Origin of the sequence: Bacillus kwashiorkori (assembly GCF_001375515.1) — a bacterium.
Lineage (GTDB): Bacteria > Bacillota > Bacilli > Bacillales > Caldibacillaceae > Bacillus_BK > Bacillus_BK kwashiorkori.
Genome location: NZ_CTDX01000004.1, coordinates 33701 through 58410, shown reverse-complemented (window position 1 = coordinate 58410; position 24710 = coordinate 33701). Strand labels below are relative to the sequence as shown.

Sequence of the window (24710 nt, the reverse complement as noted above, 5' to 3'; positions counted from 1 at the left end):
AACTATTAATCTTTTTAATTTCTTCAATGTATGTTCCACCTTCCTAAGCATGAGCTTTCGTCCTTCTAATTCCTTTTGGGGTAACCCAATTTTCCACTTTTCCTAATAACAAATCAGTTATTAGTGCTAAAATTGTTACGGGAATTGCACCGGCTAAAATATATTCAGGCTTATACAAATTCATCCCACTAAAAATATAGTCTCCTAGACCACCTGCTCCAATATAAGAAGCTAATGTTGCCCAACCGATTAAAAATACGGCTGCTAAACGAATACCCGCCATAATTACCGGGATAGCTAACGGAAGTTCCACTAGTCGAATTCGCTCCCATTCCGTCATCCCCATTCCTTTTCCTGCCTCAATTAAATCTCTTTTAACATCTCGTAAACCAATGTACGTATTACGTAAAATCGGCATTAATGAATATAAAAACAAAGCAACAATGGCAGGAATAAGTCCAACACCTAGTAAAGGAATAAATAATGCTAAAATTGCAAAACTTGGTACAGTCTGTAATATGTTCAATAATCCCATTACAAAATTAGCTATTTTTTGAACCCTAGTTAAGAGAATCCCTAACGGTACAGCTACAATTACCCCAAGACCAATAGCAATTAAAGATATATAAATGTGTTCCCACGTTTTTTCTAATAATTCCGTCCCATTTTCACTAAAAAACTGAATAAAACTGTCCATACAGTTTCCCTCCTTTTCCACGAAGAAATAACTACAATACTTAACTTCATTGAAACTTATCTTTCAAATGGCGAAATAATGCTCATGATTTCACAGCTTGTTCTCAAATGGATTTCGATTGCAAAAACTCCCCTAGTAAAAATTTCACAAAATGCTGCTATCATCGAAGTATTACTTTTCGCAAATAACTACAGAAATTACCTCTATCATGAGTAAAAACAATTTAACTGGCTATTTATGATATTGATGTAGTATCTCCTTCGCCCCAAATGGAATCATACACGACATCCACTAAATTAGTACGTGTGACAATACCTACGAGCCTGCCATTTTCATCAACAACTGGCACATATTTTAATCCACGTTTCAAAATCGTCTGTATTGTATCTCGTACTAACATCCCAGTTTCTACTTGATAAATATCTGTCATAACAACATCCGAAACTTTTGTTGCCTTTGTACGTTTACGATCAATAACATCGAAATCAATATAACCATGTAATTTATTATTGCCGTTAACAACTAATAATGAATCAACCCGTTTTTGTTTCATAATTTTAATCGCTTCTGACAATGTCACATCACCAGTAACGGTAACTGGACATGGATTCATAATTTGATCTACTGTTTGTACTTGAGGCATCGCTTGTGCTAGCCGCTCCTTACCGATAAACTCTCTCACAAAATCATTTGCTGGATTCCGTAGTATCTCGTCAGGAGTATCAAACTGCACAACCTTGCCATCTTTCATAATGACTATTCTATCTGCAAGCTTTAATGCCTCATCCATATCATGAGTAACAAATACAATCGTTTTCCCAAGTTTTCTTTGCAATTTCTTAAATTCTGTTTGCAATGAATCTCTTGTAATTGGATCGAGCGCACCAAACGGTTCATCCATTAAAATTAACGGTTGATCTGCAGCAAGCGCTCGCAACACACCAATTCGTTGCTGTTGACCTCCACTTAACTCACTTGGATAGCGATGTAAATAATCAGGGGTCATATCAACAAGTGATAACAATTCTTTCGCCCGTTCCTTTTGGTCTTCTGGTGACCATTTCAACAGCCGTGGAACGAGAGCAATATTTTGTTCAATGGTCATATGCGGAAAAAGTCCAATTTGTTGAATGACATAACCTATTTTTCTCCGTAATTGAACAGGATCGACTTCCATAATATTTTCGTCATTAATAAATATTTTCCCCTCTGACGGTTCTATTAACCTATTAATCATCTTCATTGTAGTAGTTTTACCACAACCACTCGGTCCAATAAATACGATGAACTCTCCTTTCTGAATTTCAAAATTCAAATCATTCACTGCACGCTTTTTGCCTTTATATACTTTTGAAACATGTTCAAACCTTAGCAAGAAAAGCACCTCCAACAATTATTTTTCAAATGAATAGTTATATTGTATAATAAACTTTGTAAAATTAAAAGTTTATATTGTTGATAAATTGTACTAACTTTATACCATTTATGACATTTTCCCTTAAAAACCATTGTCAAAACCTATATATAAAGGGACTTCATTTAGTTTTTTATAAAAATATGGTAAATTATTATTTATATGGTTAAAAATTTTTCCATGGTAATTTTATGTTTTTCACTACTTCCAATCCACAAACCGTTTTTTAACAAATTTTGATATATACAGTATATGTGGCAAAAATGCCCATACTAAACAAAAATTAAACAACTTTATTTAATTACTTTACTGGATGGTGAATAGGTTGAATGAGGAAGTTCAGCAAAAACTTATAAAAATTGAGGAGCGCTTTATTGATAATATTGCAGAAAATATGCGACCGCTCGGCATCCCAACAACAGTAGGAAGGGTTCTCGGGATTATTCAAATGAATCGCGCACCAATGACACTTAATGAATTATCAGAAGCAACTGGGATGAGTAAAACGCGAATGAGTCAAGTTGTTCGGGAAATGGTTGAGCATAATATTGCTTATAAAGTTTATGAAAAAGGTGTTCGAAAAGATATATACGACGTCGAACAAGATTATTATGAAACATTTATTTCCATCTTGACCACTAACTGGGAGAATATAATTAAAAAAAATCGCCGATCTGGGAAATTATTTCAGGAAGAACTTTATTTGATACTGGGGCAGGAAGATTTGGACGAAAGTTTAAAAGAAAAAGCAAAAGTGCTCCTAGCTGAAATTGAGAAATGGTTAAATTACTATGATTGGCTCGACCGTTTTGTGAATTTTTTAGACAGTGATGAAATTTTTAAATATGTTCCGCGCTAACAACTAAAAATAGGGCTCGAGATAAGGAGAAATTCCCCTACACTCTGCCCTATTTTTATTTGCATTCATTCCATTTATTTTTCACTTAAGTTTTGCTGTGCCATTTGAATTAATTTTTTCACCATATTTCCGCCTAAGCGACCGCCAACTTTCCCGGCTTGTGCCGAAGTTAAACCGCCATTATATCCAGATTTTAACGGAATTCCTAACTCTTTTGCTACTTCAAATTTTGCCTGTTCTGGCGTTTTAGTACCTGCAACAGAGGCTTTTAACTGATCTAATTTTTGCCTAGATTCAGGAACAAGTATTTTGTTGCGATTTCTTTTTCCCATCTTCATCTCCTCCTCAAATTAATTTACCCGAATCAAGGAGGAAAATTTATTTTTATTTTCTTCCTTTTTACTTAATGACTTTCCAATGAATTTATTGCTTTTGCACAATAATATTTTTGTAAAACATAATCCCTATAAACGATAGCATGCATGGTAACTATTTAGCTGCTGCACCCGCCACCGCAACTGGAACAACTACCTCCAGAATCACCACTGCCGGCAGAGTCAGCTCCATCTGATCCGTTAGAAGCATCCTTCCCGTCACTAATCATAGACGCACAAGCAAAACCAGAACATGCCGAACTAGTATCTCTATGTACTTTCCCGTATAATTTATCTGGCATCGCTTGACTCATAGCTTGTTGAAAGTTGCGAACGTGAAATAAAGAAAAATAAACTGCTGGAAATAAAGCATACTGATATAATGTTGCTTCAGAAGTAACCGAACTATTTATAAATGGCCGGTCTCCATCCACTAAATGAGCCTCTTCCATTTGTTGCTTTAGCTTTTTTATTAATCCTCTTTTCATATTCATCCATTCACCATTATGTCGGAAATATCGATTCAACAGCTCTTCCTCGGACAACATTCGAAAATCATTCAGTATTTCTTTTTTTATTGGATGTTGGAAGAAACCTCCCCAAAGCAATCTGCTATTTGGCGTTGATTCAAATAATTGTAAATAAATCCAGTCAAAAAAGCCGCGTTCTCCTGGAATTGGCTTATTATTTATATTCGGTATGTGATGGAGCATGTCAAGATAAAAAGTTTTTGAAAATGCCTCATATTCTCTAGTCCACATCAGCATTTCATGCCAAACTTCATCCACTGTTTTACTAAACATCGGTACTGAACGTAAAATTTTATTCATTATAAAGTACCGCTTTAATTCAAAAAAAGCCCAATCAAATTGATAATTCGTCCAATTTGGATGTTCCTGTAAAAAGCGGACTTTAATTTTTTCTGAAAACTCGTTTCCTAATGCTTGATACAACTCTTTTACTAAAGCATCTCCGTGTTCAATATGAATACCTAAATTTTTAGGGGGCGCTACTACTTTTAGTTGTTGATTTATATTACCCTTCGAAAAAAACCTTTTCCATTTAGTAAATAAAGTAGTCATTCCATCATCTCCTTCCCAACTCATTAAAAATTCATTATTATAGATTACATCTAATCTATCCTTTTATTAGCAACCTATAGCACTTTTTTAATTATGATACACTTGCTTTGGAATGGTAACGTTATGCTAGACGCGAAAGTTCGGAAAAAACAATATATACAGTATGTACGTTTAAAAAAGTAAAAAGTTCCATAACATTTTCACTATGTTTCGATCCAATTTCCTTTTTATGCCAACTTGTAGCATATCCATTTCCCCTGTATGGAGTTGATCAAGTGAAGTAAATTTGCTTCAATCTAGTTTTTTTTAGACTTATCTAACTAATTAAGGTAAAATAATTTAGGATTGTAAAGAAAACAAACAAGGAGGAAAAAAGATTGCACAGAAATAAGGAGTTATATCAATATTTTCTCGACGAGTCTTGGCGGCTAACAGAGCAATGGTATGACAGACTGAATAAAAACAAATCCTCTGGGGTTTATGCATCTAATGATCCAGCAGTGATTGAACAAGTAAAAAAACAAAATAACGAATTCCATCAAAAATTTGCTCAAGTTTTTGAGATTGACAAGGAACCATTTTTAAAGGAATTTGAAGAATGGATAATAATGGTTGCTCAAGATGAGGAGCACACCCGAACCCCACTACATGAAATCATTCGCGAATTTCACCAAACACAAGACCAATATATTGATTTTATATCTGAATTTTTTGATTTACATAAAGACAAGTATCCCTCAGAGGAGATAAAATTAATTTTCCGAACAGTGATAGATACAATGAACTTTGTTATTGAATGGTTTACAGAGGAATATAATAAATTTTCCCAAAAGAAACTGAAGGCGCAGCAGGAATTAATTTTAGAATTAAGTACTCCAGTAATAGCCTTAAGTGAGGAAATAGCGTTATTACCATTAATTGGAGAAATTGACACCGCTCGCGCTAAAATATTACTAGAAAAAACATTAGAACAATGCTCCAAACTAGGAGTAAAAGAACTTCTTTTAGATTTATCTGGTGTTGTTGTTATCGATACAGCTGTGGCACATCAACTTTTTCAATTAATCGATGCTCTAGCGTTAATTGGGGTTAAAACAAGCCTTTCTGGTATTAGACCGGAAGTTGCTCAAACCGCGATTCAACTCGGCTTGACATTTAATAATATTTCCATTCATTCGTCTTTAGCAAATTCTATTAATCTTATTAAATTTAACGAAAAATAATTATAGGTTATAGAATTTTTTCTATGTTGTTTTTCTAAACGATATGATTTATGAGCATTTATTCTCAATGAGGGACGAAAATTTGCATTCGGAGAAATCTGCCGACAATCTTTGAAGAATATTTTATTGTTACAAAATATGGCAATACGGAATTAATCAAGTTAGCATTTTTTTAATTTTTCCTATGGGGAGATGGGGATTGTTAATGCTAATACAACGGGATTAATCGTGAGGGAGGAGTTACTATGCAATTAATTGTTTATTTAGCTGGTCAAATACATGATAACTGGCGAGAGGAAATGAAAAGAAAAGCGAAAGAAAAAAATTTACCGCTCGTATTTGTCGGTCCTCAAACTGACCACGATCGTTCAGATGCAATCGGTGAAGAAATTTTAGGAAAACAACCAAATAATTTATACAAAGATGATGCAGCAAGTGATATTAATAATTTCCGTACACAAGTTTTAATGCAAAAAGCAGATATCGTAATCGGCTTATTTGGCGAATCTTACCGACAATGGAATACAGCTATGGATGTAAGTCTTGCAATCGCAATGAATAAACCGACAATCATTATCCGTCCAGAGACGCTAATCCATCCGCTAAAAGAACTTTCAAACAGAGCGAATGTCACTGTAGAAACAGTGGAACAAGCACTCGCCGCAGTCAGCTATATATTTGAATAAGTGACTGTCCCCAACGCTTTGGGGACAGTCCCCCACCGCTTTAAAGTGCTAAAGTGTTTGAATCGTTATATTAAGTTATGTGCGTACCACTTTTTCCCTTTGAAGCGCAAGTGGAATATCCCCCCGCGCACAACCCATTCGATAATCATCGCTGCCCAAACACCGATAATTCCAAATCCTAGAGTAATCCCTAATATATATCCTAACACGACCCGAATTAGCCACATCGTGAACATCGCTGTCACAGAAGTGAATGTCGAATCGCCAGCAGCACGCAATGCCCCAGGTAAGAGAAAACTTGCTGGCCATAACAAAGGCTGGGTAATGGCGCTCATGAGTACTAATATAAACACCGTCGGAACAATTTCAGCCGGTAAGGAGAACAATTTTGCTAGTAAAGGGTAAAACGGCAAAACTAAAATAGCACTAGCAATAAATAAAACTCCGGATAGTCCTAGGAATGATTTAATGAACTTCCTAGAGTCGGCTATATTTTTTCTCCCCATACATTGACCGACAACCGTTACGATTGCAATACAAAGAGCATTCGGTGCTACTTGCAAAATCATGACAATCGTATTCCCGATGGCATACGCCGTCATCGCTAAAGTCCCTAGTTGGACAATAAACGTTTGCGTTAATAACTTTCCACCGTTAAAAAACAATTGCTCCGCAGCAAAAGGAATTCCAATAAACATCACTTTTTTCAGTATTGAAAGATCGATATGAAGTGCATCTTTAATCCGAAATCGAATAGTTTCATTATATTTAATTAAATAAACTAAAGCAGCAGTCATCCCGATAATTCTTGCAATGATAACAGAAATAACTAAACCTGTCACACCCATACCAAGAAAAACGATAAAGATTAGATTTAAAAACGTGTTCACTAAATTAATAATTAACGATAATCCTAGACAAGGTTTCGTTTCCCCAACACCGCGAAGCACACCATTTACCGCTTGAAAAATCGCTAAAAATGGATAAGAAAGACAACTACCTATTAAATAAATCGTAGCGTTATGAAATACTTCAACATCTGCCTTACCAAACAAAACATTTAATGTTCCAGAATGAAAGACGATCATTACAACACTAACAAAAACTGATAAAAGGGTAACCGCTGAAATAGCTTGTGTTGCTGTTTTCGAGACCATTTCATGATTCCCCTGCCCTTTATATTGGGCAACAATGACCGTTCCACCTGTTGCTACTGCTATAAATACATTTACTAAAAATATATTTAGTGAGTCCACCATGCTTACGGCACTAACTGCTGCAACCCCGGAAGAACTAATCATTGCCGTATTTAACAAACTCATAATAATCAAAAACGCTTGATCAACAAATATCGGAATCGTAAGACCAATGATCCCTTTATAATGGATAGACTCACCAGAGAAATGTTTATTCAAAAAATAGTCTGACCTAACTTTATCTGGCCATTTTAATAATTGCATTTTAGGCACATTTTACCACTTCTTTTCCAACTTGATTTTTCCTATTACTGTTGTTATTAAAAGAGTGAATATTTAGGTAATACGGAATAAAAAATAAACAAATGCACCGATGAAGTTCGGTTGTTCGGTTGTTCACTTGTTCGGTTGTTCACTTGTTCACAAAAATAAAAATTATTGATGGGTATTCTACATCCGACAGTTCCATTCAAAAAATATTATAGCACTTATTTTAATTAGTTTCTCATCTTTGAATTGTTGGGGACTGTCCCTGACGATTTAAAATTTTTCGAATTGTTGGGGACAGTCCCCCACCGCTTTAAAATATACTGAGTAATTTAGGTTCTGTTTTGTTTTTAATACGCGCGATGTTTTCCCGATGTTTGACGATACTCATCCCGAAAAGTACTAAGGTGATAATGAATGCTGTCATTCCGACATCGAAAATAAATGTCGTAGACAAAAATGATAAATACATCGAAAATACACCAACGACAATATAATTACTAATAAATGCAATAAGAACAAAGACAACTATAGACAGCAAGCCAATTTTCCAATTAACAGCCAATATCATACCTACCGCAGATGCCGTTCCTTTTCCACCTAAAAACTTCATTTGAAATGGAAAATTATGACCAATAATAACAAATGAACCAATAATATATTGAATCATCCGAATAAGACCCAATTCCATTCCTTCCATCCTTAACAATAACCCAAAAATGACAATTGGAAATACTGCTTTAAGAATATCAATTAAGGCAACCATTACCCCATATTTCCAGCCAAGCACTAAAACTGTATTGGACGCTCCAGGATTTTTTACCCCACTATTTTTTATATCTACTTACCTAAAAACTTCATTTGAAATGGAAAATTATGACCAATAATAACAAATGAACCAATAATATATTGAATCATCCGAATAAGACCCAATTCCATTCCTTCCATCCTTAACAATAACCCATTTTTTATTCTCCCGATTATTTGCGATCCATTGATACAACCAAATAAGTACCCGATTAAAACCGCAATAGAAATATAAATTCCAACCTCAGCCAACATTCACACTTCCCTCCTTAAAAAAGGTTGTTATATAAAAGGAATGAGACTAGCTAGTGGCTAATAATGACAATGTATTAGTATAGTTTATGAAAAACATTACTTCAAAAACTATATTTTTAATAAATTTTTCTACGTATTGCAAAATAATATTTTATAAAAAATCTAGAATACTATAATATAGCAAAATCAATTGTGATTGACGTGAGTAAATCTTTTATCTGCAAAGTGTTTTATCTAGATAAAAAAACATAGTTGCCAAAAAAAGGCAACCTATGCTTCTTGGAATATATGACGATTTTTTTCAATTGAATCTACTTTTTTACTATCTAATTGTAAAGTCTCGACAGCATCTTTTTCCACTTTTTGGAATAACTCTGGATTTGCTACTAATGACGCCCCGTATGACGGAATCATTTCTTTAATCTTCGGTTCCCACTCATTCATATATTGTGGGAAACATTTTTCTAAAACTTCTAACATAACGTGAACAGCGGTAGAAGCTCCTGGGGACGCGCCTAGCAATGCTGCAATAGATCCGTCTGCACTGCTCACTACCTCCGTCCCAAATTGCAGCGTACCTTTTCCACCAGTTTCGGTATCTTTAATAACTTGTACCCGTTGCCCTGCAACAATTAAGTCCCAATCTTCCGCTTTGGCATCGGGAATGAATTCGCGCAATTCTTCCATTCTCTTTTCTTTCGACAATAGTACTTGCTGAATTAAGTATTTTGTTAGAGCCATTTCTTTCAAACCTGCTGCCAACATTGTTAATACATTATGTGGTTTTACCGATGTAATTAAATCAAGCATGGAACCTGTTTTTAAAAACTTCGGTGAAAACCCAGCAAATGGTCCGAATAAAAGTGACTTTTTATTATCAATATATCGCGTATCAAGATGTGGTACAGACATAGGTGGGGCACCAACTTTTGCTTTGCCATAAACTTTTGCTTGATGTGCCTCCACAACTTTTGGATTATTACATACCATAAATAATCCGCTTACAGGAAATCCGCCAATACTTTTTCCTTCTGGTATTCCTGATTTTTGTAGTAAATGAAGACTACCTCCACCTGCACCAATAAAAACAAATTTCGCGATATGATTTTCTACTTCACCCGTATCGAGATTTTTTATTTTCAGACGCCATTGACCGTCTTCCGTCCGCTTCAACGTTTTTACACTGTGTTTATAATGAACAGCGACACCCTTACGTTGTAAATGTTGGAATAAACTCCGTGTTAATGCTCCAAAATTCACATCTGTACCCGAATCTATTTTTGTCGCAGCGATTGGCTCTGAATTTTTTCTGCCTTCCATCATAAGCGGAATCCATTCTTGCAAACGGTTCGGATCGTCAGAAAACTCCATTCCTTCAAAAAGTGGAATCGATGTTAGCGCTTTAAATCTTTTCTTTAAAAAATCAACATTTTCTTTCCCTTGTACAAAACTCATATGTGGCAGTGGGCGAATAAACTCTCCAGGATTTTCTATTAAATTTGCTTTAACGAGATACGACCAAAATTGCTTAGAAACTTGAAATTGCTCATTTACTCGAATCGCTTTCGTAATATCTATCGTTCCATCCGGTTTTTCCGTTGTGTAATTAAGTTCACACAAAGCTGCGTGCCCAGTCCCAGCATTATTCCATTCATTAGAGCTCTCTTCTGCTGGTTTTTCCAGTTTTTCAAACACCGTTATTTGCCAATCGGGTACTAGCTCTTTTAACAACGTTCCCAATGTAGCACTCATAATACCCGCACCAATTAAAATTACGTCTGTTCTTGTTTGTCTGTTGTCCATTTTTCCCATCCTTATCCTCTATGATTGATTTGCATAAAAGATCTCGTCATATTTGCATCTTACTACAAAACTGTAAAGCTTAAAACTAAAAAGAATTCGATAATTTAATTATACTCTTATTATATCCTATCTAAATATAATTTGAGTAACATATTGTTTTAGTAATATAAAATAGATAAAAATGGTCTGAAAAGGAGAAAACAATCAGGACGTCAATGAGTAGATTCCCAATAGACAATGCCGTATCACTTTATTATTCTCATCGAAAAGTGTACTATTCCTTTACTAATCCCTCGTTCACAAAATATGCATTCCAAACTTGCTCTCTTAAAACAGCATTTCAATCACAGTTTTTCCAGTTAGTTTTGCAGGATCGGACTACAACAATAAATGATGAATAATCAAAACCTCTTCAAAACATTTGCCTTTCGTTTTGAAGAGGTCGCATGGAAAAGGACTGGTATAAAAGACGCCGTTATAAATCTATTTTTCTTTCTACAAAATAACTCGTTCCAATAAATAAACTGGCTAGCACAATTACATTGTAAAACATGCTTGCAATATTCACCATGTCTGTTCCTGAACTAGCAGAGACAGAAACACCATTATTAATTTCAATATTGACATGGAGGTTGAGGAAACTATCAAGCTTTGCAACCGTGAATGATTGTAAATCCAAGTAATACGGGAAAAGACCAGCAATTTTAAACTGACCGTAAGCAAGGAAAATGCTTAAGACAAGGAAAATGACAAACCAAAGACCGCCGATACGCTTATTTTGAAATGTTACACGGCTAAGGGCCATGGAGAAGTAAATAATCAATATTAAACTTATAATACTCATGATCATCCCAATTCCTCTTAACAATGCCGCTCGAACCGGGAAATTGGTTAGCATATCTTTAAAAACAGATAGGAAATCGCCATCCACTATTTGTAATGCAAACAATAAATTGTAAATTCCTGTCACTAACCCTAGTAATAAAAACCATGCTGTGGCAACTAGTAATTTTGCCCCAACAAATTTTCTACCCGATAAGGGCAAGGAAAAAGTTAAATAACCGCGATCTTCATACAACTCTTTTTTAAAAGAGCCAACAATATACAAAAATGTTGCGAGCATAGAACCAAAAATGATGAGAGTTGATATCGAAATAAGTGTAACCCCGCCAAGCCCCATCATCGGTCCATTATATTTAACGTATAGTTGAATCGCTGTAAATAAAAGAAGCACTAACGCTAAAATGGCTAATATATATTTGTATGTTCCTTTTATCTCATATTTCATTAATTTAAGCATTATGCATGCACCTCCCCAAAAACTTCTTTATAAATTTCCTCGATCTGTTTGCCTCTCTCTTCTCGTAATTTCTCTGTTTCTCCCGTTAATGCAATCTTTCCGTCTTTTATTAAAACAACTTCCTCCAATATATTTTCCATATCGCGAACTAAATGGGTTGTAATAATTAGCGAACTTTCATCAATAATATTATTTATAATAGCATCCAAAATTTGATCTCTTGCAACTGGATCAACACCAGCAATTGGTTCATCGAGTATATATAGTTTTGCGTTTCTAGATAAAATGAGTGCTAAGTTCAACTTTTCATGCATTCCTTTAGATAAGCTCTCCACTTTCATGTCCATACTTAATTTCATATATGTTAATAATTGGTGGAACTTTTCTTTATTAAAATCAGGGAAAAAGTCAACATAAAATTGGTAAGCATCTTTAACTTTCATCCATTTATATAAAAAATTCCGATCAGGCAAATAAGAAACAATTGATTTTGTCGCTACGCCAACTTGTTTTCCATCAACGATTACTTCTCCAGTAGATGGCCTTAACATCCCAGCCAAAATTTTAATTAACGTCGTTTTTCCGCTTCCATTCGGCCCGAGGATTCCGACTACTTTGCCCTTTTTAATCGTTATGTCCACAGAATCTAACGCTTGTTTTTTACCGTAATTTTTTGTTAAATTCCTCACTTCTACTAGGTTATTCATTTTTTCTCCTCCTTATCAATCCGTTCAGTTATCAGTTGTTTTATTTCCTCTTTGCTAAATCCAAGGCTTTGCATATCTTGAAAAAATAAATCCATTAAGCTAGTTGCCCTATCTTTTTTTAACTCTTTGATCATTTCCGCATCCTCCGTAATAAAAGTTCCCATTCCTCGTTGTGTAAAAACTAATTCCTCCCGTTCCAACTCTTGATACACCCGTTGAATTGTATTTGGATTTACTTTTAATTGTTTGGAAAACTCTCTGACCGAGGGCAATTTATCCCCGCCACTCCATTCCCCTGAAGCAATTTTCGTTTTTATCACATTCATAATTTGGATATAAATCGGCAAGTTGCTATTGAACTCCATTACTTCACCCCCATCCGTTATACTGTTATAGTGTACTATTTGTATAGTACACTAATACGATAATGATGTCAACAAATAATATGTTTACGTGAATACATTTATTTTTACACCCGTCTCATATTTTCTAATTCAATTATTACACAATTGAAGAAAAGACAGCTTATATAGCATTATCAATATGCTACACAGCTGTCTCTTTGCTCTTTATGGTATTAAAGGTCGAAGCAGGTGAAAAAGGGACAAGTACGCTCGTTTTGTTGTCTTTCTTCGGTTATTCTTAATAAATGAACGGTATCGTATATAATTACGCGTTTTGTTATCTTTTTCGGTTTAATTCCAATACTTTCGCGATTAGAATGGGTTCCAATATTATATCGAGTGATTCGTCATGAACATTTTTCACCTTAGTTTTATTTCATTCGAAATTCGTTCGTTTTTCTTCCGTTCAGTTCTTGAATCCTTGAAAAAAATTCATCGGCGGCACTATATCCTTGCTGCATTAAGTACCAATTATTTGCAGCTGCTTCAATAAGACCGGCAATATCACGACCAGGCTGTAATTGAATTTCTACATGAGGAATTTTAACCCCTAAATATTCCGATGATTTTTGTTCAATAATGATGTCGTTGTTTAGCTCTTGATCCTCCCATTTCGTCAACTCTATATCCAAGGCAATTCTCGTTTCTTCTTGGAAAGCTTTTCTCCCATACACACGTACGACATTTAAAAGGCCGATACTACGTAATGCTAGAAATTCCTTATTCACTATATTATGAGTTCCGAGGATTGTCTGTGAGCTAATTTTTTTTAATACGACTAAGTCATCAGCAATTAAACGATGGCCTCTGCCAATTAGTGTGTGAGCAGTTTCACTTTTACCTGCCCCAGATTTCCCACGAATTAATACCCCAACACCGAAAATATTCATACAAACACCGTGGATGGTCATCTCAGGTGCAAGAACACTAGTTAAATAAGCATTCAGTTTATCAATGAATTCAGTAGTTTTCTCTGCCGTTCTTAACAGTGGTATCCCTTCTTCTGTGCAATATTTCATTAAATATTGTAATCCCTCTTGACCACCTGTGACGATAAAACACGGTGGATGGTATTTTACAACATTTCCTATCCTAATTTGTCGTTCATCTTCACCTAATTGGTGTAAATACGTAATTTCTTTTTTCCCTAGTATTTGAATCTGTTCCATCGGAAAATAATCAAAATACCCAATAAACTCCAAGCCTGGTCTGTGTGTCCGCCCCTGAGTAATTTCTCTTCCCAAACAATCGGCACCAGTTAAAATCTCTAGACCAAATTGTTCTGCTAAGCTTTCAACTGTTATGGATTTCACAATAATTTCCTCTCTTATCCAAATATTGTCTCATACAATCATTTTACCACCAAACGCAAAAAATTTCTCGGGGGACTGTCCCCAACAATTTTGAATATTGCGAATCGTTGGGGACAGTCCCCCGCTGCTTGCATTTTATGATAAATTAGTTAAAATAATGAAGGATAAAAGGGAGATAAAGTAAATTTTCCTTTAATTTTATTTTTAGGACGGATAAATAATGAATAAACTTCATGAGATAATCTCTTCATCATCAGATACTAATCAACCAATGATTCCTTCGCTGTCCTCCAATTCCGTTTACTTAGGAATTATGCTTGCTATCGTCGGTGGGTTTTTAGACGCTTATACTTTTATTAGCAGGGATGGAGTATTCGCCAACGCACAAACTGGAAATATCGTCTTGCTCGGCGTAAGTTTAGCCTCAGGCGAGTGGAAACAGATGCTAAATTATATTCCTCCAATAGGAGCCTTTATTGTTGGAGTATTAGTTTCAGAGACATTTAAAAGACCAAAAGTTAAATATTATGTGTATAGCTCTAGACGTGCCGTGTTACTATTGGAATTTTTTGTATTAGTCATTGTTGGATTTTTACCGCAATCGGTTCCTAATATTATTATTACCGTTTGTATCGGTTTTGTATCTTCATTACAAATTTCCACATTCAATAAATTAGATAAGTGGAACTATAACTCAACAATGACAACTGGAAATCTCCGTACGGCTACCCAAGCAGCTTATAAAGTATTCGTTGAAAAAAACAAGGAAGCTGTTGCGCAATTTAAAGAGTTTTCAGTCGTAATCTTGTCTTTTTTACTCGGGGCAATATTGGGATCAATCACCACACTCCATCTCGGTGATAAATCAATCTGGCTTGCAGCAATTATCATTTTTATATCATTAATACTGTATCATAAAGACCGCGGATATTATCGAAAAAAATCAAGTTCGAACTGACGCTTTAGCGCTTTAACGTGGTGGGGGACTGTCCCCAACAGACACCCCCTTCAAACAAATTAAACTATCTCTTCCATATTGACAAATACCGTTTTAGATTTTAGTTTTCCCTTTACTTTTTTAATAATTGAATCTTTCCCAGTCAGCCAACTTGAAAAATTAAATATCACTGGTTGTTGATTTGCCCCAACGGAAAGCCACGCTTGTCCTGCCTTTGGAAAATATGCTGACGTATGTATTGTCCCAGCCCAGGCACCATACTTCTCTGAAAACACTCCTTTTTCTTTATCGTTCAATAATGTAAAGGCATCGTTCGCTATAATAAGGTCATTTGCAGTAGTATTCATCACTTCGTATCGGGCAAGCGAATCATCCATTTGATACCTATTTTCCTCAAGCAACAGTTCAAAATGATTAGTACAATAATTTCCTTGTCGAACTTTCACTTGTCTTGGGGAGGCTTCCACAATGAAAGTTTGACCCCTTTTATCTAAAAGCACATAATTAAAAGAATGCCGATGTGGAATGCTTTTTAATAAACTAATCGCTTCCTCCACATTCGCACAATTTTCCAACACTATCCGGCAAATCATATTGCATATAAAACCATCTCCGGACATTTTTCGATTAACAAAATTATACCCTACAACTAATCCTCGCTCATTCATTCCATCGGTTCGTCCCGTAACTTGCATAGTTGGACCAATCGTCGCATATCCCCCATCAGTTGGTTGATAAAGCACATATCTTCCTTCATACGTTTGTGGTTCATTATCATAATTGCGGACAAAATAATCGAACCCTGTCAAGATGGAACAGCCGCTTCTGCCATACTCCAAATAAAACCCGCCAAATTGTACAATCGCATCTTCCAAGTCCATTTTTAAGGCATCCACTAATCCATTAATTTCCTCTAGCAGTTTTGGCGAAAACTCAAGCATTACCCGTTCAAATTCCCGAACATTAACAATAAAATGCCGCTCTCTTTGTGGTTCCCACTGTTTCCTCCGATTAGCAATTATCGGTGTATGACACAATTGTTCCCCTTGCCAATAACCAAAATCATAGTGACTCCCGCGAAATTGAAAGACATCTACATAGACAGACTTCACCTCAAAAACTCCAATCTTCACTTCCTGCTTAAAAATTTTCCCAGGAAATAATTAGCAGTTATTTTAGAAACCTTTTTACTTCTTCATTTAGAGACCTAAATAAACTGAGGACCATTAAAATCATAATGATAGAAAATGGCAAAGCTGCAATAATCATGGCATTTTGTAATGCTTGTAACCCGCCAGAATATAACAACACAAGAGCAATGGCAGCTAACAATCCACCCCATATTAACTTCATCCGATTTGGTGGATTTTGTGACCCATTAGTCGACATCATGGACAATACGAAGGTTCCAGAATCGGCAGATGTAATGAAAAAAGTAATAATTAAAATTATCGCAACGATAGACATGATGAATCCTAAAGGAAAATTATCAAACACTCCAAATAGTAACTGTTCCACTGCTAACTCTGAAACTTGCGCTATACCTAATGTTTCTAGTTGGATTGCTGAACCACCAAAGGTCGAAAACCAAAAGAAGCCGATTATGGACGGGAGTAATAACACGTAAAAAATAAACTCCCGTATAGTACGCCCTTTTGATACACGAGCAATGAAAATTCCTACAAACGGAGACCAAGCAATCCACCATGCCCAATAAAAAATGGTCCAATTATTAATCCATTGTCGGTCCTGTTCATTTAAAGGTGCTATTCGAAAACTCATTCTTGGAAGATTTTGTAAGTATCCTCCGATCGAATCAGTAAATAAATTTAAAATCGTTAAGGACGGTCCTACGATGAACATAGTAAAAAGAAGTAAAAATGCAAGGACCATATTCGTATTACTTAAAATTTTAATACCTTTCCCTAACCCTGACAAAGCAGAAAAAATAAATAGAACCGTTACGATAATGATAATAATAAACTGAACGTAAAATGTAGTCGGAATGTTAAACAAATACGATAATCCCCCATTTATTTGCATCGCACCAAAACCTAATGTGGTCGCTACACCGAATACGGTCGATAATATTGCTAAAATATCAATCACCTTACCAAGATTACCATCTACTTTATTTCCTAGTAATGGTTTCAATGTGGCACTAATAGTAACGGGTTGGTTTTTTCGAAAACTATAATAAGCAAGTATTAAGGCGACAATACCATAAATTGCCCAGGCATGCAGACCCCAGTGGAAATAAGTGAATCGTAATGCATCTTTAATTCCTTGATTCGTACCTTCTTGGTTCGTTGGCGAATGAATGGCAAAGTGACTAATTGGCTCCGCCGCTCCATAAAAGACTAAGCCAATCCCCATTCCAGCACTAAAAAGCATCGCTAACCATGTAGGTCTGGAAAAATCCGGTTTATCATCTTGCTTTCCTAATTTTATTCGGCCTACAGGGGTAATAAATAAATAAAAACAAACTAATAAAAAGCTAGTTACTACAATTAAATAATACCAACCAAAAGATGTTGTTATAAAGCTTTGTACATTCGCAGTAACTGTTTCCAAGAGCTCTGGTGCAAATACTCCGAAAATAACTAAAATCAATAAAATAATTGCTGAATACAAAAATACGGTCGAAACTTTTTTCATATGTCAAACTCCTAAAATAAAATTTAGTAAATTTGTTAAAGAAAATGGCAAAATTGACTTTAACATATAAAAACCATAACATAACTACCATTAGTATGACAAAGGTGTTTAAAATTACTCTATAAATCGTACAAAAAAATAGCTAACCTCATTAATACGAGATTAGCGCTAGTAGTTGATACAAATGTAGTTGTTAATTCTTATACAAGTCCATTTAAATTCATTAACTAAAATGAAAATTGATCGTACAGCGACTGCTAATTTTTTTCGATAGCAGGGCATACCTCTAGAGGCAGACCAATAATAAATTAGTGGATTCCTCTTCTTTTCCAAAAAGGAGATTAGTTATTGAATGATTGTTACTGGAAGTTGACCACTAACTGTTTCCTTCCCGAATATAGCACCTGCAGCTACTTTTAGTGCAGGATACGTAAATTCATACGTATTAATATAAGCAGGCACGTCTGGTAAATATGCTAAATCGTATGGACTTCGCATTGCTACAACAATGACAGGAAGTTTCGCTTCGATTAACTTCGCGATTAGCTCAATTTGTTTGTTCCCTTTTGATAAGGTAAGAGTTCCAATAATTATGAAGTCGAAATCTTTTGCATGCCGTACAATTCGCTGAATATCCTCATCTGCTAAATCGTTATTAAACAAAACAACATCTGTATTTTGATGATATTCTTTCACCGCTTCACCTAGTGCCACATTCGCATACCGTTTATCTTCTACTTGCATCGTCGTTCCACTGTCAGAATGAATCACGAGTACTTTCGCGTTTTCACTAATTTCAAGTGGGAGTATATGATTATTTTTTACGATTGTCACACTTTCTCGATACACTTCATAAGCAGCTTTTTCGTGTAATGGACAACCGACTGTTGAAGGTACTTCTATCCCCGTTGATAAAATCTCATCCCACTGCAAGTATTTCTCCTTTAGCTTATTAATACGAGCAATCGATTCATCAATTCGAGATTCTGAAAGTTCTCCACTCTCGATTGCTTTGATGATTTCACTAATTGCCCCTACTTGTTTAGAGGTCGTATGGGAAATCATCACAAAATCGACCCCTGCTTTTAACGCCTCCACTGCTCCTTTTTCTGTGCCAACCCCGTTAGCAATTGCATTCATTTCCATACAATCCGTTGTTATTACTCCATCAAATTGCAGTTTTTCCCTTAACAACCCGGTAATTACTTTTTTAGATAATGTAGCTGGCAGACCATGTTCTTGCTCTATCGAAGGGAAATACACATGTGCTGTCATTACCGTATCTGCCCCTGCTTCAATCGATGCACGGAATGGTTTTAATTCAACCGCTTCCAATCTGTCCATACTATGGTTGATAATCGGCAAATCTAAATGGGAGTCTACATTTGTATCTCCGTGACCAGGAAAATGCTTTAAAGTTGTTACCACTTTCGCTGCCTGCATTCCTTGCATGGAGGCCCTTCCAAATTCCGCAACTTTTTCTGGTGATTCACCAAAGGAACGAACACCAATAACTGGATTATGTGGGTTATTATTCACATCTAATACTGGAGCTAAATTCCAGTTTATCCCCAATGCCTTTAATTCCTTACCTGAAGCTAGTCCAATTTTATAGGCATTTTCTGCTTTTCCTGAAGCACCAATAGTCATCGCACCCGGAAAAATAGTCGCACCTTCACCTAAGCGCCGAACAACTCCATTTTCTTGATCCACACAAATTAATAATGGATGACGATATTCCGCTTTTTTCGCTTCCATTTGTAGTTCCGTTGTTAATGCTAGCACTTCTTTAGGTGTACCTATATTTCTACCAAATAAAATTATCGCACCAATATGGTAATCATGAATTAATTGTTTCACCTCTTTTGGAACTGTTTTTCCAGAAAAACCGATGACGAGTAGTTGACCAACCTTTTTTCTTATATCCATAGTAACACCCTACTTTCTCTAATTTGAAATAATAAATGTTGCTTACTATTTTAAAATATTTAACGCTTACATAAAGATATTACCATCATGCATCTATTATATAATTTATTCGTAGAAAATGAAATAATAATTTATATTAATTTACCTATCTTTGTTTAATTGTTTCAACAACACCACACCCCTGCTATCCTTTCAAAATTCCTCTAACTTTCAAGAGCTTTAAAACAACTAACAGAAAGTACAACTAAGGAAACTACATAAAAATGAAGAAAGGAAGTCACTCTTCCTTTGAAAATAGGAAAAGTGACTTCCATTGCTTCAAATACTACTAATTACCTTCTTAGTTTTCGAAAAACTAAACTAGAACTACTACCAATTAAGATGACAATACCTAGAACTAACAGAAAATAGGCATCTGTAGAAGTATTAGGAAGTTCTTTTCCTGAAGCCTTCTCTTGATTATTTGTATTTTCGTCACTTGTTTCATTATCTTGTACTTGTTTATTTTCATCCCCATTTTGATCATCACTGGATGTCGAATCATCTTTGGTTTGGTCGTCTTCACCTGGTGTTTGGTCGTCTTCACCTGGTGTTTGATCGTCTTCACCTGGTGTTTGGTCGTCTTCACCTGGTGTTTGATCATCTTCACCTGGTGTTTGATCGTCCTCTCCAGGTGTTGGATTATCACCCTCGGAACGATCAATTGGATCTTTTAATTTATCATATAGTGCTGCTAATAAATCATTACCGTGGTCTTGAGTAATTTCCCAAGCCATGGCACCACCGAGACCTTTTTCACGTATATAATCCGCCTTTAAGCCAATAGATTCAACATCATCATAACTGATAAATATGGATTTTTCAGCGTTGTATAAATATGGTACTTGACTACCTTCATCCCAATAACGAACATAACCATTATTTAAGTAGTCATTTTTTACAATTCGGTTATAAGTAACCGAGCCACTTACTCCAAATTCTTGGCGTAATCCGTTATTTTCACTTGACTTGACGGTATAAGTATATCCATAAAATGGGACACCCATAACTATTTTTTCTGCAGGAACACCAGCGTCTAAATATGTCTGAATCGCTTTATCTACACTCCATGTTTTACCACCATCATCATAAAGTGGTGCATTATGATCTGCTAATTTTTCCCACGTACCATGAATATCATATGTCATTACTTGAATATAATCTAAATATTTATGTGTTTCACTAAGGGAAGCGTTTTTAACGTAGCCAGCATTCGCAGCACCTGCAATCGTTAATAAATAATGAACACCATCTTTTTCCCCTTGCTCATCTAGCACTTCACGAATTTTTGCTAATAATAATGGGAAATTTTCTTTATCGGCTGGATTAGGTTTTGTACCTGTTCCACCACCTGTAACAGGGTATTCCCAGTCTAAATCAATTCCATCAAACCCATACTTCACGAGGAACTCTGCAATACTATTTGCAAAAGTCGTCCGATTTTCTTCCGTTGATGCAGCTTCAGAGAAGTTAGCAGAACCACCCCAGCCACCGACAGAAAGCATCGTTTTTAAATGTGGATATTTTTTCTTTAATGCCTTTAATTGTTCAAAACTTTTTGGATCTTGTTCAGGGTCACTCATCACTAGTTTCATATCATTGCTAATCAATCCGAAAGCATAGTTTAAATGTGTTAGACGGCTAGCATCCAAATCATTCATTATATTAAAACTGGAATGAGTGTTCCAACCAGCAAGGTATCCAACAATATAATTTGCAGCCACTTCATCAGCCGGACTCCAACTTGGAGGTGCAACTTCTGGAGTTTCATTATCTATTAAAAATACTCTCGTAACCGTTTTTGCTTGACCTAAACTATCGTAAGCAACTGCTTTAATAATGATATTTTTATCTTCTGCATTTGCAGAAGTAGTATTCCAAGGTGTAGAATATGTAGTACCTTCTACTTTTGTAGTTGGGAATTTCCAATAGCTTGATTCTGGAGCAGTCAATAGTTTTACGAAAAATTCTACTTTAGAAACACTCTCACCTGTTTCTACAGATACGTTGATTGTTCCAGAATATCCTCCACTACCTGGTGTAGCTCCATTTGACTCTGGTGCGATAAGTTCACTAACGACAGGAAGTGCTGTTATTTCTCCACCGTTTGCAGGGGTTTTTACAATAATCGTATTATCGTCAATCGACATATTGTCATAGACATCAATTGTTTTTACACGGATAGTGAATGTTTCCCCTGCTGCTAGATTTTTCAAAGTATAGTGAGTATCCTTTACTGTTTCAACTTTTTCTCCATTTACATAAACTTCATAATGAGAAGCTTTTTTCGCACTTTCCCATGTTAATTCAAGATTTTCATTCGTTCCTTTTGCATTCAAATTTTTAGCAGATTCAGGATAAATTGGTTCTTCATAGTTTTTTACATTTAATATTTTCGTAGGTTCTTCCACTTCACCAGAACGATACTTTATTACCATTTTCAAAATGTATTTTCCGTCTGGAATCCACGGATTACCGGTTGCCCAGTTCCATGCGTACGGTCCGCCTGTTTTTGTTCCTTGGTTATAATAGAGACTTTCTGGTTCGTTCAATGCTTTTGCAAAAAAAGTGACACTTTCCACTTCTTTGTCTAGATCGGGTATTGCAGTAATTATCGGACTCCCCTTAACCGTATTCCCTTCAATCGGTGAAACTTCAATATAAGATTTGATTGCTTGATCATTTTCATTTGCCAATGCTTTTAATTGATTAGGAGAAAACGAGAAAACGCTTCCAATAATAATAGTAAAAAGTGCTAACACTGAAATAAATTTCTTATTCAATTTTTTTCAACCCCTCGTAAAATAGTAAAATATTTTAACTCCCTAAATCTTCAACGTCAACTATTACAAGAAAAATGCTCTCTACCCCCCTTTTTTCAAAAAATTTAAATAGTAACTACTAAATCCCCCCTAATTAGTTAAAATTTATATACAATAAGGGGTTATCCAAATGAGAAACCCGTATAGCTGAATCGTAAACAACTATCATATGTATTGTTCCTCAGTCTTTGGACAACCCCTTCATTGTTGAATGGAAAATATTTGAATGGATATTCTTTAAAAGTAAGTTTAAATTTTAATTCACATAAACATTTTATAATTTTTCATTTCAAACATACTAAATTTAATTTTACAGTGGAAAGCCTGGAATTATCTCTCCACGACGAACATTACTGCCAGTCGGATATTTTAATGTTTGCGCATATTTTGCACGGCTAACACAGCCGCGTACTGTTCCTAGTGCTTTGTAATAATCATAATAACGGAAAGAACTAGAATTCATAATAAACCAATATTGAGAAAGTGCCTCCAAATATGTCTCAAATTCCTCAGATACATCAACGAAAATATCAGGGACGTAGTCTTGCATATCCTCCCAGTTCTCACTATGAAGTATCCCGAAATAATGAGGTGGGAGTCCATCGATTTCGAAACCTGGCAAACCTGCCTTCATTTGCACTGCAGCCATTATTTTTGGACATAGTGCATGGTCTGGATGAATGCTTTTTTCCCAATGAGTAATAACCAAATTCGGTTTTCGCTCTCGAATAATTTTTGCCACTCGAGTAACTAATTCGTCGGTTAATTTTAATTCAGCATCTTTATAATCTAATGTAATACTTTCTGCCCCTAATACAGCGGCAGCTTTTTCCGCCTCTTGAATTTTTTGCAAACGATAATCTTCTTCCGAAATATGCGGCGGATTTCCCTTTTCTCCTGCTGTCAAATGGAGAAAGGTTACTTTATGCCCTGCTTTCGCATACTTATAGGCAATTGCACCGGCTTGAATTTCCCCGTCGCCACAATGGGCACCAACAATCATTAAATGTTTTTTCATTGCCATATTCCTTTCTCCTTTTACAAAAATTGAGTTTAGTATATATAGACTTTTTCACATTTGTTAACTATTAATTGGATCGTTTATAAAAAATAATCATAGACTATTCCACTTTTAACGGATCGTTCAAAAATGATCGGATTGCAATCTTCATAATGCAATAGCTGAACAAACCCCCACCAAAATATATAGCTAAAATCGGTACGGCTTTAAAAAGGGCAAAAACGAACAGTCCGACTAGGCCCATTAAAATCGTTTGCAATGGTCGACCGATTGCCAAGATTACTGAAACTTTCATGTACTGTAATGTTTTTAATTTATAATGAACAAACACGGGAAAAATATAAAGGATACTCGCTAAGTAAACAACGAATAAAACAATCATTATAAAAGAAAATAATTTTAAAACTAACGTGTTGGATGATTGAAAGAACCGTAAATCAATGTATAGAACTACACCAATGATTGCCATGAAATATCCTAAAAGATTTGTTTGCAGGAAATCCTTTTTATACACTTGCCAAAATGTTTTAAAAATAGGGATATCCGTTTCACCTTGTGACCATTTACGAGTAACGGCGAACATGGCTGCAGTTGCAGGAAATAAGCCAAAAACTATTAAACCTATTACGGTAAAAAATACCCATAATAAATTAATGTATAAAACTCGTGTTATCCTCTCTGCAACGCTATATATTCTCATAACAAAACCTTCAAAAACCATTTTCATCGCCTCTTTACACGTAAATTTTTATAAGAGGCTGGCAGGAACAGCTTGCCAGCCCCTAGTCCAAGTATTTCGGATAACTATTAACTATTCATTAAGTCCGCATTCCTGTTTGTTCGTTTCTCCTATTCGCCATTCAACCAATCTCTATATCTATGAAATTAGAATGAGA

The 24710-nt window shown here is 35.4% G+C and carries 22 protein-coding genes; 4 read left to right on the top strand and 18 right to left on the bottom strand.

The window, feature by feature from the left end:
• Positions 1 to 43 precede the first annotated feature (43 nt).
• Positions 44 to 697, bottom strand: coding sequence for an ABC transporter permease (locus tag BN1242_RS01300; RefSeq protein ID WP_062350232.1), 654 nt, complete (start codon positions 695 to 697; stop codon positions 44 to 46).
• A 235-nt stretch (positions 698 to 932) separates the two neighbouring features.
• Complete coding sequence (locus BN1242_RS01295) at positions 933 to 2072, bottom strand: betaine/proline/choline family ABC transporter ATP-binding protein (RefSeq protein WP_062350229.1); 1140 nt, start codon at positions 2070 to 2072, stop codon at positions 933 to 935.
• 352 nt (positions 2073 to 2424) lie between these two features.
• Between BN1242_RS01295 and BN1242_RS01290 the strand changes: the two genes are divergently transcribed.
• Positions 2425 to 2970, top strand: coding sequence for a GbsR/MarR family transcriptional regulator (locus BN1242_RS01290; RefSeq protein ID WP_062350226.1), 546 nt, complete (start codon positions 2425 to 2427; stop codon positions 2968 to 2970).
• Positions 2971 to 3044: 74 nt separating this feature from the next.
• Here the strand turns inward: BN1242_RS01290 and BN1242_RS01285 are convergent, their stop codons facing one another.
• The gene (locus BN1242_RS01285) at positions 3045 to 3302 is read right to left on the bottom strand and encodes an alpha/beta-type small acid-soluble spore protein (RefSeq protein ID WP_062350223.1); all 258 of its coding nucleotides are present in this window, start codon (positions 3300 to 3302) and stop codon (positions 3045 to 3047) included.
• A gap of 161 nt (positions 3303 to 3463) precedes the next feature.
• Positions 3464 to 4426 carry a glycine-rich domain-containing protein gene (locus BN1242_RS01280; protein WP_062350220.1) on the bottom strand — a complete coding sequence of 321 codons (963 nt, stop codon included), beginning with the start codon at positions 4424 to 4426 and terminating at the stop codon, positions 3464 to 3466.
• A 377-nt stretch (positions 4427 to 4803) separates the two neighbouring features.
• Here BN1242_RS01280 and BN1242_RS01275 point away from each other — a divergent pair, with 377 nt between their 5' ends.
• Together BN1242_RS01275 and BN1242_RS01270 are read left to right on the top strand one after the other, a co-directional pair.
• On the top strand, positions 4804 to 5649 hold the full coding sequence (locus tag BN1242_RS01275; protein WP_062350218.1) for an STAS domain-containing protein: 846 nt from the start codon (positions 4804 to 4806) through the stop codon (positions 5647 to 5649).
• Between the two features lie 245 nt (positions 5650 to 5894).
• Complete coding sequence (locus BN1242_RS01270) at positions 5895 to 6335, top strand: YtoQ family protein (RefSeq protein ID WP_062350215.1); 441 nt, start codon at positions 5895 to 5897, stop codon at positions 6333 to 6335.
• 65 nt (positions 6336 to 6400) lie between these two features.
• Here BN1242_RS01270 and BN1242_RS01265 read toward each other — a convergent pair whose 3' ends face one another.
• From BN1242_RS01265 to hprK, 8 genes are all read right to left on the bottom strand, one after another.
• Positions 6401 to 7795, bottom strand: a complete 1395-nt coding sequence (locus BN1242_RS01265) for an MATE family efflux transporter (RefSeq protein WP_062350370.1) — start codon at positions 7793 to 7795, stop codon at positions 6401 to 6403.
• A gap of 316 nt (positions 7796 to 8111) precedes the next feature.
• Entirely contained in the window at positions 8112 to 8588 is a 477-nt protein-coding gene (locus BN1242_RS01260; protein WP_062350214.1) for a glycerol-3-phosphate acyltransferase, read from the bottom strand.
• 50 nt (positions 8589 to 8638) lie between these two features.
• Positions 8639 to 8860: a hypothetical protein gene (locus tag BN1242_RS01255; protein ID WP_062350211.1), complete on the bottom strand. Its 222-nt coding sequence runs from the start codon at positions 8858 to 8860 to the stop codon at positions 8639 to 8641.
• Positions 8861 to 9130: 270 nt separating this feature from the next.
• Positions 9131 to 10663, bottom strand: a complete 1533-nt coding sequence (locus BN1242_RS01250; protein ID WP_203226024.1) for a malate:quinone oxidoreductase — start codon at positions 10661 to 10663, stop codon at positions 9131 to 9133.
• A 475-nt stretch (positions 10664 to 11138) separates the two neighbouring features.
• Positions 11139 to 11963 carry a hypothetical protein gene (locus BN1242_RS01245; protein WP_062350206.1) on the bottom strand — a complete coding sequence of 275 codons (825 nt, stop codon included), beginning with the start codon at positions 11961 to 11963 and terminating at the stop codon, positions 11139 to 11141.
• Entirely contained in the window at positions 11963 to 12670 is a 708-nt protein-coding gene (locus BN1242_RS01240) for an ABC transporter ATP-binding protein (RefSeq protein WP_062350203.1), read from the bottom strand. Before BN1242_RS01240 ends, BN1242_RS01245 begins: the two co-directional genes overlap by 1 nt.
• On the bottom strand, positions 12667 to 13035 hold the full coding sequence (locus BN1242_RS01235; protein WP_062350201.1) for a GntR family transcriptional regulator: 369 nt from the start codon (positions 13033 to 13035) through the stop codon (positions 12667 to 12669). The genes BN1242_RS01240 and BN1242_RS01235 overlap by 4 nt, the downstream gene beginning before the upstream one ends.
• A 410-nt stretch (positions 13036 to 13445) precedes the next feature.
• On the bottom strand, positions 13446 to 14387 hold the full coding sequence (hprK, locus tag BN1242_RS01230) for an HPr(Ser) kinase/phosphatase (protein ID WP_062350200.1): 942 nt from the start codon (positions 14385 to 14387) through the stop codon (positions 13446 to 13448).
• Positions 14388 to 14607: 220 nt separating this feature from the next.
• Here hprK and BN1242_RS01225 point away from each other — a divergent pair, with 220 nt between their 5' ends.
• Positions 14608 to 15345 (top strand): YoaK family protein, encoded by a 738-nt coding sequence (locus BN1242_RS01225; protein ID WP_238985056.1) that lies wholly within the window; start codon positions 14608 to 14610, stop codon positions 15343 to 15345.
• A gap of 59 nt (positions 15346 to 15404) precedes the next feature.
• Here the strand turns inward: BN1242_RS01225 and BN1242_RS01220 are convergent, their stop codons facing one another.
• The 6 genes from BN1242_RS01220 to BN1242_RS01195 all read right to left on the bottom strand — a co-directional run bounded on the left by BN1242_RS01220 (position 15405) and on the right by BN1242_RS01195 (position 24514).
• Positions 15405 to 16457, bottom strand: a complete 1053-nt coding sequence (locus BN1242_RS01220) for a C45 family autoproteolytic acyltransferase/hydrolase (RefSeq protein WP_062350198.1) — start codon at positions 16455 to 16457, stop codon at positions 15405 to 15407.
• A 58-nt stretch (positions 16458 to 16515) separates the two neighbouring features.
• Positions 16516 to 18003 carry a glycine betaine uptake BCCT transporter gene (locus tag BN1242_RS01215; RefSeq protein WP_062350196.1) on the bottom strand — a complete coding sequence of 496 codons (1488 nt, stop codon included), beginning with the start codon at positions 18001 to 18003 and terminating at the stop codon, positions 16516 to 16518.
• Positions 18004 to 18348: 345 nt separating this feature from the next.
• Positions 18349 to 19932: a beta-N-acetylhexosaminidase gene (nagZ, locus tag BN1242_RS01210; RefSeq protein ID WP_062350194.1), complete on the bottom strand. Its 1584-nt coding sequence runs from the start codon at positions 19930 to 19932 to the stop codon at positions 18349 to 18351.
• A gap of 332 nt (positions 19933 to 20264) precedes the next feature.
• The gene (locus tag BN1242_RS01205) at positions 20265 to 22754 is read right to left on the bottom strand and encodes a glycosyl hydrolase family 18 protein (protein ID WP_062350191.1); all 2490 of its coding nucleotides are present in this window, start codon (positions 22752 to 22754) and stop codon (positions 20265 to 20267) included.
• A 349-nt stretch (positions 22755 to 23103) separates the two neighbouring features.
• Complete coding sequence (locus tag BN1242_RS01200; RefSeq protein WP_062350190.1) at positions 23104 to 23817, bottom strand: PIG-L deacetylase family protein; 714 nt, start codon at positions 23815 to 23817, stop codon at positions 23104 to 23106.
• Between the two features lie 97 nt (positions 23818 to 23914).
• Positions 23915 to 24514 (bottom strand): YesL family protein, encoded by a 600-nt coding sequence (locus tag BN1242_RS01195; protein WP_158661027.1) that lies wholly within the window; start codon positions 24512 to 24514, stop codon positions 23915 to 23917.
• Positions 24515 to 24710: the final 196 nt, after the last annotated feature.

Bases quoted from the DNA above. Each gene is read 5' to 3' on its own strand.
- BN1242_RS01300 (WP_062350232.1), bottom strand. From the start codon at position 697: ATGGACAGTTTTATTCAGTTTTTTAGTGAAAATGGGACGGAATTATTA.
- BN1242_RS01290 (WP_062350226.1), top strand. From the start codon at position 2,425: ATGGTGAATAGGTTGAATGAGGAAGTTCAGCAAAAACTTATAAAAATT.
- BN1242_RS01285 (WP_062350223.1), bottom strand. From the start codon at position 3,302: ATGGGAAAAAGAAATCGCAACAAAATACTTGTTCCTGAATCTAGGCAA.
- BN1242_RS01280 (WP_062350220.1), bottom strand. From the start codon at position 4,426: ATGACTACTTTATTTACTAAATGGAAAAGGTTTTTTTCGAAGGGTAAT.
- BN1242_RS01270 (WP_062350215.1), top strand. From the start codon at position 5,895: ATGCAATTAATTGTTTATTTAGCTGGTCAAATACATGATAACTGGCGA.
- BN1242_RS01265 (WP_062350370.1), bottom strand. From the start codon at position 7,795: ATGCAATTATTAAAATGGCCAGATAAAGTTAGGTCAGACTATTTTTTG.
- BN1242_RS01255 (WP_062350211.1), bottom strand. From the start codon at position 8,860: ATGTTGGCTGAGGTTGGAATTTATATTTCTATTGCGGTTTTAATCGGG.
- BN1242_RS01250 (WP_203226024.1), bottom strand. From the start codon at position 10,663: ATGGACAACAGACAAACAAGAACAGACGTAATTTTAATTGGTGCGGGT.
- BN1242_RS01245 (WP_062350206.1), bottom strand. From the start codon at position 11,963: ATGCTTAAATTAATGAAATATGAGATAAAAGGAACATACAAATATATA.
- BN1242_RS01240 (WP_062350203.1), bottom strand. From the start codon at position 12,670: ATGAATAACCTAGTAGAAGTGAGGAATTTAACAAAAAATTACGGTAAA.
- BN1242_RS01235 (WP_062350201.1), bottom strand. From the start codon at position 13,035: ATGGAGTTCAATAGCAACTTGCCGATTTATATCCAAATTATGAATGTG.
- BN1242_RS01225 (WP_238985056.1), top strand. From the start codon at position 14,608: ATGAATAAACTTCATGAGATAATCTCTTCATCATCAGATACTAATCAA.
- BN1242_RS01215 (WP_062350196.1), bottom strand. From the start codon at position 18,003: ATGAAAAAAGTTTCGACCGTATTTTTGTATTCAGCAATTATTTTATTG.
- nagZ (WP_062350194.1), bottom strand. From the start codon at position 19,932: ATGGATATAAGAAAAAAGGTTGGTCAACTACTCGTCATCGGTTTTTCT.
- BN1242_RS01200 (WP_062350190.1), bottom strand. From the start codon at position 23,817: ATGGCAATGAAAAAACATTTAATGATTGTTGGTGCCCATTGTGGCGAC.
- BN1242_RS01195 (WP_158661027.1), bottom strand. From the start codon at position 24,514: ATGAGAATATATAGCGTTGCAGAGAGGATAACACGAGTTTTATACATT.